Below are 14872 nucleotides of genomic sequence, written 5' to 3'. Positions count from 1 at the left end.
GTTCCGGTCACAAAGCGGCAGGCAGTCCGGCAGAGGATAAGGTTTGTAAGGAGGTATAGGTAAATGAAAATAGAATGTTTTCCTGTAAAGATGAAAGAGGAGGAAGCTCTCAGAATTGCAAAAGGTGGGAAAAATCCCATCGTGCGCGCCCTGTTTGGAAGTAAGAAAATCAACCTCCGTATTATGTATCTGGAAAGCCGTTATATTACATATGAAATGACGTACAAAGACAACATTATTGTCAAGACCATCAAGAAGAAAAATGACGAGGACAGACAAAAAATCCGTGTGATGGTGGAAGCCACCACCTGCAGTGCCTCCTATGTGGAGGACGATATAGCAACAGAAGTAAAGGATGTGGAAGAAAATGATATCCAGCCCACATATTATGAAGATAAGAGGCTCACGGACTGCGGCGCCATTATGGCAGGCCGGATGGTGAGACGCCATGTGGGCAGGAATTTAGCCATAAAGCCGGTTGAGGAGCGCAAGGTTTACCGTCCGTTTTACATTGCCATCTATGGGGACATGGTGGAGGGGACAAAAGCCAGATACATGCCTATAGCGGCAGACGGAAATGTAGTGTGCAGAAACTTTTAAAGGGGGAAACCAGATGAAGGAAGAAAAAATGACAAAAGTAGTTTTAGGCAGGAAACTGACCATAGAGGAATTTATGGCAGTGGTGCGTTTTCATGCGGAGGTGGATTTTTCCCCGGAATACAGGCAGCGGGTAGAGAGATCCAGAAAAATTGTGGAGACATGCGTGGAGGAGGAGCGGGTAGTCTATGGCACAACCACAGGTTTTGGAGCCTTGGTCACAAAGACCATAGGAAAAGAGGACGCGGAAAAATTACAGCGTAATATTATCCTGACCCATTCCACCAGTGTGGGGGAGCCTTTCAAAGAGGAAGAGGTAAGGGCCATTATCCTGATGGTTTTACAGAGCCTTGGCATGGGTATGAGCGGTGTGCGGATGGAGCTTTTGGAGCATTACCGGGACTTTTTGAATAAGAATCTCATACCCTGCACGCCACGGGAAGGTTCGGTGGGATATCTGTGCGCGGAGGGACATATTGCGGCAGCTTTGATCGGAGAGGGAAGGATGTATTACCGGGGGGAGCTGTCTGACAGCAGGACCGCACTTAGGAAGGCCGGCATGGAGCCGTTGGCACCCAGCTACAAGGAAGGGCTTGCGCTTCTGAACGGGACTTCCTCCCCTACGGCCCTGGCAGCTATGGGTATTTACGATCTGCTGAAAGCAGTGGAATCTGCTGACGTGGTGGCAGCCATGTCTTTTGAGATGCTGAACGGGCTACTGCGGGCCTACGATGACAGAGTGCTCAACTGCCGCCCCCAGAAAGAACTTTTGGAGACGGCTGCCCTTATCAAGCAGATGCTCCGTGGTTCCCAGGTGATAAAGAAGGCAGAGGGTACCCATGTGCAGGATCCCTTGTCACTGCGGTGTATCCCGCAGCTTCACGGCGCGGTGAAGAAGACCCTGCGGGATGCCTGGGCGGCAATTGAGGTGGAGATCAACGGATGTGCGGATAATCCCATAGTATGTGGGGAGCCTGATGACCCGCAGGTGTTTTCCAACGGAAATCCGGATGCCTCCTATGTGGGGATCGAGATGGATTCCGCCTGTATTGCAGCCACAGCGGCGGCGAAAATGTCGGAGCGCAGAAATGTGCGCTTCCTGGATGAAAAACTGTCGGAACATCCTTACTTCCTGATCAAAAAACCTGGCCTGAATTCCGGCCTTATGATACCCCAGTATACACAGGCAGGGCTTCTGAATGATATGAAGATCCTGTCCACTCCGGCTTCCGTGGACAGTGTGACCACAAGTGCCAATCAGGAAGACTATGTATCCATGGGATACAATGCCTGTAAAAAAGCGCTTAGTGTAGCAGAAAAATTCGAGTATGTCCTGGCGATCGAACTGCTCTCCGCTTACCAGGCACAGCAGTTTGTGGACGCATCCCTGGCAAGGGGAGAGGGAACCGGGGCTGTACTGGAGGCAATGAAAGACCTGGTCCCTGTCATGGAGGAGGATATTTATATATACCCCTGCCTGGAGAAACTCAAAGACTGGATCCATGACGGCGGGCTTTTAAAAAGTGCCCGGACAGTACTGGATAAATAAAAAAACAGAGGAGGATCATACATGCAGTTGACACAGCACCAGCAGGACATGCTGGATGGAAAATATGGAAAGGGAGCAGCCTATGCCATGAAAATACAGGCGGCGATCGGCGAGTCTTTCGGCGCTGAAAGGATGGTTCCCATCACCAGGGCACATGTTGCCCTGTCAAATCAGGAGGCAGACCTGTGGTTTGCAGAGAAGATGCTTGCAGGCGGCGCGAAATGCAGGGTAATCCCCACAGTTAATCCTGGCTTCTGCCTGGAATTTTTCAAAAACAGGGACATGGTGGCACCGGAATATGCGGATCTGATGCAGAGAACACACAATGCCTACAAAGCACTGGGAGCACAGCTTTCCTATAACTGTACCCCCTATATTGACACAAATGTACCGAATTACCGGGAGGTGATCGCCTTCTCGGAATCCAGCGCCACACCTTATGCCAACGCGGTGTGGGGAGCCAGGACCAACCGGGAGGGGGCTAACAGTGCCCTCTGTGCAGCCATCACAGGCTGTGTGCCGGAGTACGGGCTTTTGCTGGACGAGAACAGAAAAGGTGATATCCTGGTGGAGATACAGGCAGATGTGAAGAATGATTTTGACTACCATATCATCGGTATGCTGGGTAAGAAGATCGGGGAGGGCATTCCTGTATTTACCGGCTTTCCGAAGGAAACCATCACGAAGGAGGCGCTGAGAAATCTGGGTGCCCAGCTTAATACATCAGGCGCTTACGGCATGTACCATATTGTGGGAGTTACCCCGGAAGCCCCTGACCTGGGGACCGCTCTTGGAGGTAAGGCGCCAAAGAGAACGGTGGTGATCACCAATGAGGATAAAGAAGCAATTTTAAAAGAAATCTCTCTGGAAGGCAGCAGGACAATTGATTTTGCCATGTTTGGATGCCCTCATTTTACACTGGAGGAAGTAAAATACATAGCGGAAAAACTGGAAGGAAAGAAGCTTAAAAAAGAGATGTGGATCCTCACATCCAGCCACGTAAAAGAGATGGCAGTACGCATGGGATTTGACCGGATCATCACAGATGCAGGCGGTTTTATCGTGCCTGACAGCTGCCCGGACCAGCCCTGCTGGAGGCATTTGACAGGCAAAGTCGGAATCACGGAGTCACCGAAATGTGCTTACTATCCCCAGAGGAGAGGCATTCATTTTGTTATCCGGGACCTTGACACATGTATCGAAGCAGCACTCACCGGGGAGGTAAAATAATATGGGAAAAAGATTTACATGCCATAAAATTTCTGAGGGCCGGGCGGAGGCGCAGGCCATTGTATCAAAGGACCATATCATGTTCTATCTGATAGACCCTGCCACAGGCACTGTCATAGAGAAGGCCCATGATCTGGAGGGAAGATCCATTGCTCATAAGGCACTGATTTTTCCTGGCGGAAAGGGCAGCTCCGTGGTGCAGGCAGATGGCCTCTATCAGTTAAACCAGAGGGAAAATTCACCGGCAGCCATGATCATTGAGCATCCGGAAACGGTGCTGGTGTCCAGTGCCATCATTATGGAGGTGCCTATGGTGGACAGAGTGGACCCTGCATTTTATGAGACCGTGAAGGACGGGGACCGGATCGTAGTGGATGCAGACCAGGGGATCATTGAGATCCTGGAGGAAACGGAGGACAGCAAGTGATTCATTTGACAGAAGAAGAGCAGGAGATCCTGGACGGAAAACAGGGAAAGCTTCGCCAGACTGCTCTGGAAAATATCGTGCAGTATGCCCGGGTCCTGGGGGCGGAAAAACTCTGTAAAGTGACAAAGGCCACTGTGTTCTGCGGGAGCCATACCTATCTTGGCGTCTGTAAAAGTAAAGATTTCCATGAGGTATTTTCCAGGATGAACCTGGCCCGTGATGAGCGGATCGTCTTTGACCGTGTGGACAAGGACTGCTATGTGCAGTCCTGCGTGGCTGCCAGCGACCAGTTTGATCATGAGATCTTCAACCAGCCCAAAGAGGATTTTGATAAGAACAATTACTATCTGGAGGAGTCCAGAAAAGCAGGTGTTACCATAGCCGGTTCCTGTTCCCCTTATCTGATGGGGTGGCTGCCTGTGCGCGGGGAGCATTTTGTGACCACAGAGTCAGGGGTTACCATCATGGGCAATTCCATATGGGGAGCGTGCTGCAATGCAGATGGGATCGAAGCGGCTTTCTGGTCAGCCATCTGCGGCAGGACACCTTACTGGGGATACCATGTGAAGGAAAACCGTTATGGAACCCATTTGATCCATGTGGAGGCGGACCTTGACTCCCCTGTTGAATGGGAGTTGCTGGGAAAAGCCATGGGAAAACGGCTGCCGCTGACCGGCTGCACACCGGTCCTTACCGGCAATTTTGAGGGTGTGGATTTTGTAAAGCTGAAAAGTTTTTTTACTGCCCTTGCCATTACCACCAACTGCAGGATGTGCCATATTGTGGGGATCACCCCGGAAGCCAATACCCTTGAGGAGGCTTTTATGGGACACGAGGTGCAGGAGGAATTTACGCTGACGCAGCAGGATATCTGTTCCGCTTATGAGCCTCTGTGTGAGACAGAAGGAGGCTCTGTGGATCTGGTCAGCCTGGGCTGCCCTCATTATGATATCCATCAGATTAAAGAGGCAGCGGATTATATTTGTGGCAAAAAGATACACGATGGTGTAAGATTTATGATATGGACCGTATATCCCATCAAGGCCATGGCGGATTTAAACGGATATACGAAGATGATCGAAGATGCAGGAGGAACCATACAGACAAGTACCTGTCCGGTCACCATAGGAGACTGTTTCTTAAAGCGCTACAAAGGGCAGGTCTATGACAGTCTGAAACAGTCCGGAAGCGTGCGCTCAGAGGGCTGCGCCGAACGTGTCTATTATACGGATAAATACCGCTGCATAGACGCAGCAGTATCCGGCGTTTGGAAGGAGGAATACCGGTGGAAAAAATAGTGCTGCAGGGCAGAGGTGTGATACCGGGCATTGTGGAAGGCAAAGCATTGGTGTGCGCGGACAGTATCACAGGATGGGGCGGCATCGACCCGGAAACAGGTGTGATAAAGGATTATGAGAACATCAATAAAGGGAAAAGTATAAAGGATACCATTCTGATCATGCCGGGCAGTAAGGGATCCAACGGATGGTCCTGCTATTTCGGGGCAGCAAGAGCCGCCGGCTCTGCGCCCAGGGGATGGGCATTTTCCAAAATAGACAGCAGTGCGGGGGTTGCCAGCGCTGTTATGCAGATTCCCACAGTGGTGGATTTTTCAAAAGAGGATGACCCGTGTGTCCGGGTGAAAACCGGGGATTTTGTAAGACTTGACGGAACAAAAGGTACGCTGGAGATCCTGAAGGCATCTTTGCAGTAAGAACATGTGTTATAAATTGAAGGCCGGGACCATGGCAGAGCCGGCATAGGAAGAGAGGAAGAACCTGCTATGCTCGTGAAGAAGATAAAAGATTCAGAAGTGCAGATGATTCATGAGAAGTCTCTGGAAATTCTGGAGAGTGTGGGCGTGAATTTTGAACACCGTGAAATTCTGGAGGTATTCAAAAAGAGAGGAATCCGTGTGGAGGGACAGAGGGTTTATTTTGAACGCTCTTTCACAGAGGAAATATTGAAAGGCCTGAAGCCCAGCTTTACCATAGAGACGCCCTTTGCCAGCCTGAAAATAGGGGATGGAGGCAAGGCTGTTTCCACCGCTTCAGGTGCCATGACCATATTGAGAGACGGGGAGATATGTACCCCCACGGTAAAAGATTATATTGATGCCACGAAAATGGACGAGACAAGCCGTCTGGTGAATCTGTGCTGCGTGCCGGGTATCTATGCCTCAGGGCTTCCGGATGGCAAGGTGGAACTGCTAAAGACCGTCCTGAGCCTGAAATATTCCAAAAAGCCGCTGATCGCATCCTGTGAGACAGGAAAGAGCGCAGCGGAATCCATTGAGTTCATTAGGGACTTTTACGGAGAGATGGGGGAATATTTTACGATAGGCGTGGAAAATGTAAGTTCCCCCCTCAGGTACAGCAGGGAGGACGTGGCAGCTACCCTGGCTTATGTAAAAAGGAACCAGCCGGTTGTGATCACCTGCTGCTCCGCACCGGGGATGACCAGCCCCATCACGGTGGGCGGGACTGTGGTGCAGAACAACGCGGAGGTACTGGCAGGCATTCTCATGACTCAGGTGGTAAATCCCGGCGTTCCGGTGGTCTACGGCAATGTGACCTACAGCGCAGACATGAGAAAGGCAGTTCCCATCTCCTGGGGGCCGGAGGTTGCGGTCTTCATGCAGTATGCAAAGGCGATGGCTGACTTTTACGGCATTCCCTCCAGGGTAGGCGGCTCCCTCTCAGGCGCAAAGCAGCTTGATTGGCAGGACGGCGCCGAGACGGCTGTGTCCCTGATGACCACCTTTGACTGCGATACGGATTTTATTTTCCATGCATTTGGGGAGATGGATTGTCTGAATGTGTTCAGCCTGGAAAAATATGTGCTGGATGAAGAGATGCTGGAAGCCAGATTCTCAGTGGAAAACCGTGATTATATAACAGAGGAGTCCATCCATATGGACATGATCAGAAGGGTAGGGCCAGGGGGGACCTATATGCTGGAGGATGAGACCCTGGAGCTGTATCAAAAAGAATTATTTCATCCCAGGCTGTTCAACAGTGAGATATACCATAACTGGAAGCAGCTGGGTATGCCCTCTGTCATCTTAAAGGCCCAGGAACTGGTAAGAGAGCGCCTGGATGGGTACTGCCTGCCTGTATATGATAAACGGCAGACCCAGATGCTGGATGAGCTTTTGGCAATACTATAGAGAGGATGTAACGATTCAGCAGCCGGGCAAAAATCCCGTCGACAAAGACGATTCTGCATGGATTTTGCTCGTAACTGTGAAGGTACTGAACCGTTACGAGAGGATAAAAATTTATGGGTGTTACAGTAAAAATAGAAGAAATAAAAGAGCTGATGCACAAAGCTTTGGCACTAAGGGGCATTACAGGGGAATATGCGGAATTTATGATCTCCGATTATCTGGAATCCGAACTGGAGGGGCACAGAACCCATGGCCTGTCAAAATTCCTGACTGTGGATGCAGGTCTTTCCAGAAGAAGCGGAGACATGAAGCTGATCAAGCAGAAAGGCTGTTATGCCCAGGTGGACGGTAACGGAGAACTGGGGCATATTGCGGCCCTGTACTCCACCAATCTGGCAATTGCTGCGGCAAAAGAACACGGTGTGGGGATCACAGCCCTGAAAAATGTGGGGCGCTATTCCAGGATCACGCCCTATGCCAGAAAAATTTCTGAGGAGGGGCTTGTGGGTATGATCACCAACAACGGAGGTCCGGCCTGCGTGGCTCCCTTCGGAGGGGCGAAGGCCATGTTCGGTACCAATCCCCTTTGTTTCTCCTTCCCCAGCAAAAGAGGAAAGCCTTATATTTTTGATTTTGCCACTTCCCAGAAGGTATGGGGCGAAGTCCGGCAGTCCATTGTGGAGAACCGGCCCCTTCCGGATAACTGTTTTATAGACGGGGAGGGGAATTTTACCACAGACCCGGAGAAAGCAGAAGCAGGAGTGCCTTTTGGCGGACCAAAGGGTTATGCGCTCTGTTATGCGCTGGAAGTGATGACAGGTGCTTTTGTGGGAGCAAAAATGGGGTATCATGCCGGGGATGAATATGACCTGGGATATCTGTTTGTGGCATTTTCGCCGGAGATGTTTACGACTCTTGATGCTTTTACGGAGGAAGTGGACGGCCTGGCAGGGGATGTGCGGAATTGTCCGCCTATGAAACCCGGCGGCCAGGTGTTTGTTCCCGGTGAGATATTCGGAAGCAGACCCGTAAGCCAGATGCCGTCCCATGAGGCAGAGGTGGAGGAAGATGTTTACCGGAGACTGAAAATAATGAGTGTGTCCCTGGAAGGGGGATATGAAAACAATAAAAAGCTGAACTGAGGAGCGCACGCAGTGGTTTTGCCCTGCGTGCGCCTCTTGGCAAATGGAGGTATCTATGGATCTTGTTACTTTAGGAGGAGAAAATTCGCTGGAGCAGGTAGTGTCTGTAGCCAGGTACGGCGCAAAAGTGGAGTTTTCAGAAGAATATAAAAAGAGAGTGAAGGCCTGCAGGGAACATGTGGAGCGTTTCAGCCGTGAAGGAAAAGCTATTTACGGCATTACGACAGGCCTGGGGGATAACTGCCGAAAATTTATTCCTGAGGAGGAGCGGGTTAAAATCCAGAGGAATCATATCCTGGCCCACACAGTCTCTGTAGGGGAACCTCTCTCGGAGGAGGGGGTCAGAGCCATGATATTTGTCATGCTCCTGCATTTTGGAAGCGGGCACACCGGATTTCGCCTGGAAACCCTGGAGCTTTTGAAAGAGCTGCTGAACAGGAACATCACGCCCAGGGTTCCGAAACATGGCTCTGTAGGTTATATTGGTTTGGAAGCCCATATCGGAATGGTGCTGATCGGGGAAGGAAAAGCCTGGTATGAGGGAAATCTTCTGACAGGTGCGGAGGCACTAAGGCGTGCGGGGTTAAAGCCGGCAGTTCTTGGCTCAAAGGAGGGGCTGACTCTTGTATCGGGAACCACATCTGTGACAGCGCTGGCCTGTCTGGCCTATTCTGATAGTATCATCCTTGCGAAAACAGCGGATGTGGCAGGGGCATTTTCCCTGGAAATGCTGAAAGGTACGCTGAAAGCCATGGATGAAAGGCTTATGCAGGCCAGACCCCATCCGGGACAGATGCAGACGGCTGAGAATATCAGAAATATTTTGTACGGCAGTCAGATCGCGGAGAAGTACAGGGATTACCGGGTACAGGATGCTTTGTCCCTGCGGTGTATGCCTCAGCTCCACGGCGCGGTGAAAAAGGTGTTGAAGGATGGTTTGGAATCCATTGAGATTGAGCTGAATTCTTCTGTGGATAATCCCCTTATTTTTGAGGGGGAGAATGGGGCGGAGGCGCTTATGGGATGTAATGCGGATGGTACCTATCTGGGAATGGCATCTGATTTTCTTTGTATTGCGCTTGCGGATATGGTGAAAATGGCGGAACGCCGCACGGACCGTCTGGTGAACAGGCATCTCAGTGAACTGCCGCCGTTTTTGAATGCCAGTGCGGATTTTAATGATGGGCTGATGATGATCCAGTATACGGCAGCGGGGCTTTCGGGGGAGATGCGGCTTTTGGCTCATCCTGCGGTGGTGGATAATGTGCCTACTTGTGCAAATCAGGAGGATTATGTGAATATGGGGTATAATGCGGCAAGGAAGGCATGTGACGCGGTGGAGACTGCCAGGTATGTGCTGGCGATCGAGTTGATCTGCGCGGCGCAGGCGAAGGAGTTTTATCCTGCCGGACAGTCTTCGCCGGCTATTGAGGCGGTTTATGGGAAGATTCGGGAGGTTATGCCTTGTTTGAAGGAGGATGAGGCGTTGGAGCCTTATATGGAAGAGGTGAAGAGGTTGATCTTGGAGGGGGAGATATTGGATGTGGTGAGGGAGTGTGGAGTTTTGGTGGAAATCTAGGGAACTGCGGGCGGACGGAACTGCGGGCATAGCCTTCCCCCGCCCCTTTCCCATCCCCTTCCTGGTTTTCACTGGCCGCGGAGATATGCTGTATTATCCTAGAGCGTGTCTGAAAACAGCTTTCGCTTTCCGAAAGCAATTTTCAGACACACTCGAGTGCTGCATCCGGTTAGAAACTAGACCGGATGCAGCACTGCTGTGACAATATGTATAAATGCTGCTCTATATGACAGGCGTAATATAAAATATTCCTGTCTTTATGTTTGCTGAATGTCCTGTCAAAGAAATTCTTTTCCTTAGCATTCCTTTTGTTCATTCTCTTTTCTTGTTCCAGGAGACGGGAACTGTACCTTGTGTGCGTGGAATGCTTTTATTATTTCATCAGCTTGCTTCATATCATTTGGGCATGACTTGATATCTAATGACTGTATTGTCTGAGTCATTTCTCTGTATGTTATATTGTATCATGGAGTATTATGCCGGTTTCATTTAAGGATAAACCGACGGTCTTCATAGATTCTATCTATTGCATAAGTAAAAGCTCCGCGCCATTGTAGCAGTGATAATCATTTCCCCCTTTTTCGGCTTAACTAAACCAACTGGAAATGTTCTCCTGCTGAATTGGATGGGGATGAATGATAAAATGTGTTTTTAGGTGCTATCCAAACGGTGCGTAAAATAAGAGGAAATATTCTGCCGTATCGGGTATAATGAGAGGAAGACAGGAGGAAAGGGGCAGAAATATGGAGTGGGATGAAAAATTGCAGTTGATTATTGATTATGTGGAAAATCATCTGCAGCGGAAACAGGAACCCATTGATCACCAGGAAGTTTCAGTGATCGCAGGCTGTTCTTTTGATTTTTTTCTGAAGGTGTTTTCTTATATGAAAGGTATCAGTTTTTCAGAGTATGTCCGTTCCAGAAAACTTACTTTAGCGGGTTATGATTTAAAAAGTACGGATCAGAGAGTGGTTGATATCAGCTATCAATATGGGTATGATTCACCGACGTCTTTTACAAAGGCGTTTCAGCAATTTCATGGGATGACGCCAAAGGAAGCCCGGAGCGGAAATGCCAAACTGCGGGTGGTGCCGAAAATGCAGATTTGGGAGAGGCAGCGATATTCCTGGAAACTGGAACAAAAGCCGGGGTTCAGGTTAATAGGAAAGAGTGTTTGGTGCGCCCATGGGCAACAGGGTTCAAAGATACCGGAGTTTTGGAGTGATTGTCAAAAGTCCGGTGTTTTTTCAAAATTGATTTCTATAGATATAGGAAAACCGGGAGGTTTATTTGGTTTGTACCGCAATGGGGAGAGCAGCGCAGGGGTGATAGAATATTCTATTATGGTGGCTGCAGAGGGGGCCTTGCCGGAAGGATATGGTGAAATCCGGATTCCTGAAACTACATGGGCAGTCTTTGACTGCAGGGGGGCTGTTCCCCAGGCGATTCAGAGTGGGTGGAAATATCTGCAGGAAGAGTGGTTGGTGAGATATCCGTTTGACCATGCGGATTGTCCGGAACTGGAATGGTATAGCACGGGTAATGCTTATGATAAGGAGTATCTGAGCCAGATATGGATACCGGTTATTGACGGGCATAAGGAAAGAAATAGATAAAACAGGGAGGACCATAACATGGAGTTACCGTTTCGTATAGAAAAAAAGGAGAGTTTTCGTGTTGTCGGGTATCGGCTCCGGACAACAAACCGGAAAGGGGAGGGCAGAAAAGCCATCCCACTGCATTGGGCTAAAATGAAAGAGGCCGGTTTTGAAAAAGTTTTCATGGAGTTGGGGTATCAGGAGCCTTGCGGATTATTTGGAATCAATATATATAATACAGATGTTGCGGATCCCAGAAAATTTGAGTATATTATAGCTATAGCCAGTGACTGTGACGCCCAGGGTGAACTTGCCGAATATACTGTGCCGGATATGACCTGGGCAGTGTTTCCGTGTACCAAGGAAACCATAGGGAAAACGGAAGCTCAGGCAATCACGAAATGGCTTCCGAAATCCAAATACAGACCGTTAAATAAGGGCTATATCACAGGCAGGATGAAAGCGGGAGCGCCGGATATTGAATATTATGGAGCAGACGGGCATGTGGAAGTCTGGGTTGCAGTGAGAGAAAAATAGAGAGGAATTTATTGTGATGGATAAGAAGATAGATTTTAATGAGTTTGTTGCTTCTGTGGCGGCTGAGAATCAGGATTTTGTAAGAGATTTACATGAAAGCTTAATTGGACTTGGCTGTAAGATTGAGATTAAAACTGCAAAAAGCGGTTATATGGTTTCTTACATATATAACAAGAGAACGATTGCAAATTATGTGTTTCGGAGGAAAGGGATGCTTGTGCGGATTTATGGAGTCCATGTGAACCGGTATGAAGAGGTGCTGGAAACATTGCCGGATGAAATGATACACGCGGTTGAGAAAGCCCCTATTTGTAAGCGTATGGCGGATCCGGATGCCTGTAATCCAAAATGTTCTATGGGGTATGACTTTTGGCTGAAGGGCGAGCATTATCAGAAGTGCCGAAGCAGTGCTTTTATGTTTTTGGTCTGCCCTCAAAACCATCCGTTTATCCGGACATTAGTATTAAAGGAGGCGGAAGCATGGGGAATGGGAGCGTGACCCACAGGCCGGTATTAGACAAAAATACAGACAGCAGAGCATTTCGTGATTTTTATTATCTGAAAGAGGAGCTGACAGACTTTTGCAGAAAAAATGGTCTTCCTGTTTCTGGTGGGAAAATTGAGCTGACAGACAGGATCGCACATTTTCTTGATACGGGTGAGGTGCTGTCTGCTAAAAAGGTAAAGAGAAAGGCGGCATCTGTTTCCCATATTCGTATCAGCGAAGATATGAAAATTGAGACGGATTTTATCTGTTCGGAACAGCACAGGGCTTTTTTCAAAGCGCATATCGGGAACAGCTTTTCTTTTTCTGTGGCTTTTCAAAAATGGCTGAAAGACAATTCGGGGAAGACTTACAAAGACGCAATCGCGGCTTATTATCAGATCCTTGAAGATAAGAAAAAAGGGAAAACAAAGATAGATAAGCAGTTTGAGTATAATACCTATATCAGGGATTTTTTTGCGGATAATCAGGGAAAATCTCTGGAGGATGCTGTCAGGTGTTGGAATTACAAGAAGCAGCTGCAGGGGCATAACCGTTATGAGAGGTCAGACTTAGCCGCAATAAAAAAGAAGGGCAGCGGTTCATCCGGTACATAAGTGAATTGCAGCCGTTAACCTATGAGCAGCGCCGCCTAAGCAGAAACCACAGGCGGCGCTTCTTATTCTCTGCTCATGGAAAAGGAGCGTCAGTCTCCATGGCAGGACGGCAAAGTCTGCATGAGGGCAAAGAAATGTTCCGATGCACCGGTACTAAAATATGCATACCAAGAGTCCAGTGTATCTGCCTGGAAGACACCTAAATGTTCCATGATTTGTTTTGCCCACAATAAAGCCCCGGTGCAGCCAGCAGTAATAAGATTATTGTCGGCTACAGACGGTTTGTCGATATAAAAGTCCTGCCCTTTATAATTGGGACAAAACATTTCGAGAAATCCCGGTCCGTTACTGGTGTGCGGACGCTGATCCAACAGCCCAAAACCGGCAAGCGCCGTGACAGCCCCGCAGATTGCACCTACTGCAGCTCCTAAAGCGAGAAATGCACTTGCTTTTTCCAGGATAGCAGCATGCTTTCGGTCGTTCCATGTATCTGCGCCCGGTAAGAGCAGCACACTTGTTTCACTCACAACAATATCATCAATCAGGCAATCGGGCACTATTGTCAACCCGCCCATTGAACGGATGGGTCCTTTAGAATAACTGACCGTTTTGAGTGATATACGCGGCGCGTCCTTTTTGAAAAATCTACCGGAATTCAATTCTGAAATAGCATACCCCATTTCCCAGTCAGCGAAAGTATCAAGAACGTAAACATAGATCGTAAACATAAATATCCTCCAATTTCATTGTTTTATTGATTGGTTTGCTGTAACGTATTTAGTAGGTCTGTGCATTTAACGGAACAGTTGCCATTTGTTTTTTAATAGTACCATGTAATTGTTGACAACAGTATGGCAAGAATTAAAAAAAAATTGAAAGGCGGAAATTAAATGAAAGTTGACAGACTTGTTAGCATTATCATGATACTTCTCGATAAAGGGCGCATCGGCGCACAAGAGTTGGCAGATATGTTTGAAGTTTCACCCCGCACGATCTATCGCGACATAGACGCTATCAATATGGCGGGTATTCCTGTACGCTCTTCAGCGGGAGTGGGCGGCGGTTTTGAGATCATGGAGAGATACAAGATGGATAAAAATGTCTTTTCATCTGCCGACCTTTCCGCTCTTTTGATGGGGCTTTCCAGCCTCTCCAACATGGTGCGGGGGGATGAACTGGTACATACCCTCACAAAAGTCAGGAGCTTTATCCCGGCCGGCAGAGCGAAAGATATTGAAGTGAAAGCGAATCAAATAAGTATTGATCTAAGTCCGTGGATGGGCAGCAGGAACATACAGCCATATTTAGAAATCATCAAAACAGCATTGCAGGAGAGCAGACTGCTTGCGTTTGCGTATGCAGATCAAGACGGAAATAAGACTGCACGAACAGCCGAACCATATCAGCTCGTATTGAAAAGCAGTCATTGGTATTTTCAAGGGTATTGTCATAAAAGAAAGGATTATCGCTTATTCAAACTGACCCGCATATCAAACCTAAAGATGCAGGAGGAAACTTTTATACCGAGAGACTTTCAAAAACCCACTTTAGACTTTGAAGAAATGTGGGATACGATGCAGACAAAAATAAAAATCCGTATCCATAGATCAGTGATGGACAGGGCACTTGAGTTTTGCCCTTATGAAGACTTCTCTCCGGATGGCAGTGAGCATTACATTGTCCGGTTCCCTTTTATAGAGAACGATTATTACTATAATATCCTTTTTGGTTTTGGGGATAAATGTGAGTGTTTAGAGCCATTACATGTCCGTACAGAAATGAAACGCAGAATACAAAAGATAGCTGCCATGTACGGGAATCCGCATAGGTGTAATACAAAAAAATAACAGCTGCCTATTGACAAGTGAAACTGTAACTGATATAGTGACAGTATAGAAACTGTAAACAATAATAATACAGATAAAAAATCCGTCATTTCGGAT

General features: G+C 48.3%; 15 protein-coding genes. 14 read left to right on the top strand and 1 reads right to left on the bottom strand.

Features of this window, described 5'->3' with window-relative positions; all coding sequences use genetic code 11:
- The first annotated feature begins 63 nt into the window (after positions 1-63).
- The 13 genes from A4V09_RS10590 to A4V09_RS10535 all read left to right on the top strand — a co-directional run bounded on the left by A4V09_RS10590 (position 64) and on the right by A4V09_RS10535 (position 12929).
- Complete coding sequence (locus A4V09_RS10590) at positions 64-600, top strand: hypothetical protein (protein ID WP_065542322.1); 537 nt, start codon at positions 64-66, stop codon at positions 598-600.
- 13 nt (positions 601-613) lie between these two features.
- Entirely contained in the window at positions 614-2146 is a 1533-nt protein-coding gene (locus A4V09_RS10585; protein WP_065542321.1) for an HAL/PAL/TAL family ammonia-lyase, read from the top strand.
- 21 nt (positions 2147-2167) lie between these two features.
- Complete coding sequence (locus A4V09_RS10580; RefSeq protein ID WP_065542320.1) at positions 2168-3376, top strand: aconitase X catalytic domain-containing protein; 1209 nt, start codon at positions 2168-2170, stop codon at positions 3374-3376.
- A 1-nt stretch (position 3377) separates the two neighbouring features.
- Complete coding sequence (locus A4V09_RS10575) at positions 3378-3803, top strand: aconitase X swivel domain-containing protein (protein WP_065542319.1); 426 nt, start codon at positions 3378-3380, stop codon at positions 3801-3803.
- Positions 3800-5101 (top strand): aconitase X, encoded by a 1302-nt coding sequence (locus A4V09_RS10570; protein WP_065542318.1) that lies wholly within the window; start codon positions 3800-3802, stop codon positions 5099-5101. Before A4V09_RS10575 ends, A4V09_RS10570 begins: the two co-directional genes overlap by 4 nt.
- On the top strand, positions 5089-5517 hold the full coding sequence (locus tag A4V09_RS10565; RefSeq protein ID WP_065542317.1) for an aconitase X swivel domain-containing protein: 429 nt from the start codon (positions 5089-5091) through the stop codon (positions 5515-5517). Before A4V09_RS10570 ends, A4V09_RS10565 begins: the two co-directional genes overlap by 13 nt.
- Before the next feature lie 69 nt (positions 5518-5586).
- Positions 5587-6972, top strand: coding sequence for a trimethylamine methyltransferase family protein (locus A4V09_RS10560; protein WP_065542316.1), 1386 nt, complete (start codon positions 5587-5589; stop codon positions 6970-6972).
- A 113-nt stretch (positions 6973-7085) separates the two neighbouring features.
- The gene (locus A4V09_RS10555) at positions 7086-8114 is read left to right on the top strand and encodes an Ldh family oxidoreductase (RefSeq protein ID WP_065542315.1); all 1029 of its coding nucleotides are present in this window, start codon (positions 7086-7088) and stop codon (positions 8112-8114) included.
- Positions 8115-8169: 55 nt separating this feature from the next.
- A complete protein-coding gene (locus tag A4V09_RS10550; protein WP_171285331.1) occupies positions 8170-9693 on the top strand; it encodes an HAL/PAL/TAL family ammonia-lyase in 1524 nt (507 codons plus the stop codon).
- A gap of 743 nt (positions 9694-10436) precedes the next feature.
- Positions 10437-11309 carry an AraC family transcriptional regulator gene (locus A4V09_RS24380; RefSeq protein WP_065544726.1) on the top strand — a complete coding sequence of 291 codons (873 nt, stop codon included), beginning with the start codon at positions 10437-10439 and terminating at the stop codon, positions 11307-11309.
- An 18-nt stretch (positions 11310-11327) separates the two neighbouring features.
- Entirely contained in the window at positions 11328-11828 is a 501-nt protein-coding gene (locus tag A4V09_RS24375) for a GyrI-like domain-containing protein (protein WP_065542313.1), read from the top strand.
- A gap of 16 nt (positions 11829-11844) precedes the next feature.
- On the top strand, positions 11845-12327 hold the full coding sequence (locus tag A4V09_RS10540) for a hypothetical protein (RefSeq protein ID WP_065542312.1): 483 nt from the start codon (positions 11845-11847) through the stop codon (positions 12325-12327).
- Positions 12324-12929: a DUF6434 domain-containing protein gene (locus tag A4V09_RS10535; protein WP_089280618.1), complete on the top strand. Its 606-nt coding sequence runs from the start codon at positions 12324-12326 to the stop codon at positions 12927-12929. The genes A4V09_RS10540 and A4V09_RS10535 overlap by 4 nt, the downstream gene beginning before the upstream one ends.
- 89 nt (positions 12930-13018) lie before the next feature.
- Here A4V09_RS10535 and A4V09_RS10530 read toward each other — a convergent pair whose 3' ends face one another.
- On the bottom strand, positions 13019-13657 hold the full coding sequence (locus tag A4V09_RS10530) for a type 1 glutamine amidotransferase family protein (RefSeq protein ID WP_065542310.1): 639 nt from the start codon (positions 13655-13657) through the stop codon (positions 13019-13021).
- A gap of 162 nt (positions 13658-13819) precedes the next feature.
- Between A4V09_RS10530 and A4V09_RS10525 the strand changes: the two genes are divergently transcribed.
- Entirely contained in the window at positions 13820-14776 is a 957-nt protein-coding gene (locus A4V09_RS10525) for a helix-turn-helix transcriptional regulator (protein WP_065542309.1), read from the top strand.
- Positions 14777-14872: the final 96 nt, after the last annotated feature.

Origin of the sequence: Blautia pseudococcoides, from assembly GCF_001689125.2 — a bacterium.
Lineage (GTDB): Bacteria > Bacillota > Clostridia > Lachnospirales > Lachnospiraceae > Blautia > Blautia pseudococcoides.
This window is presented reverse-complemented; position numbering and strand designations above follow the sequence as displayed.

What these genes read in the sequence shown, in the direction of transcription:
- A4V09_RS10590 (WP_065542322.1), top strand. Translation starts at nt 64, where the DNA reads ATGAAAATAGAATGTTTTCCTGTAAAGATGAAAGAGGAGGAAGCTCTC.
- A4V09_RS10585 (WP_065542321.1), top strand. Translation starts at nt 614, where the DNA reads ATGAAGGAAGAAAAAATGACAAAAGTAGTTTTAGGCAGGAAACTGACC.
- A4V09_RS10580 (WP_065542320.1), top strand. Translation starts at nt 2,168, where the DNA reads ATGCAGTTGACACAGCACCAGCAGGACATGCTGGATGGAAAATATGGA.
- A4V09_RS10575 (WP_065542319.1), top strand. Translation starts at nt 3,378, where the DNA reads ATGGGAAAAAGATTTACATGCCATAAAATTTCTGAGGGCCGGGCGGAG.
- A4V09_RS10560 (WP_065542316.1), top strand. Translation starts at nt 5,587, where the DNA reads ATGCTCGTGAAGAAGATAAAAGATTCAGAAGTGCAGATGATTCATGAG.
- A4V09_RS10555 (WP_065542315.1), top strand. Translation starts at nt 7,086, where the DNA reads ATGGGTGTTACAGTAAAAATAGAAGAAATAAAAGAGCTGATGCACAAA.
- A4V09_RS10550 (WP_171285331.1), top strand. Translation starts at nt 8,170, where the DNA reads ATGGATCTTGTTACTTTAGGAGGAGAAAATTCGCTGGAGCAGGTAGTG.
- A4V09_RS24380 (WP_065544726.1), top strand. Translation starts at nt 10,437, where the DNA reads ATGGAGTGGGATGAAAAATTGCAGTTGATTATTGATTATGTGGAAAAT.
- A4V09_RS24375 (WP_065542313.1), top strand. Translation starts at nt 11,328, where the DNA reads ATGGAGTTACCGTTTCGTATAGAAAAAAAGGAGAGTTTTCGTGTTGTC.
- A4V09_RS10540 (WP_065542312.1), top strand. Translation starts at nt 11,845, where the DNA reads ATGGATAAGAAGATAGATTTTAATGAGTTTGTTGCTTCTGTGGCGGCT.
- A4V09_RS10530 (WP_065542310.1), bottom strand. Translation starts at nt 13,657, where the DNA reads ATGTTTACGATCTATGTTTACGTTCTTGATACTTTCGCTGACTGGGAA.
- A4V09_RS10525 (WP_065542309.1), top strand. Translation starts at nt 13,820, where the DNA reads ATGAAAGTTGACAGACTTGTTAGCATTATCATGATACTTCTCGATAAA.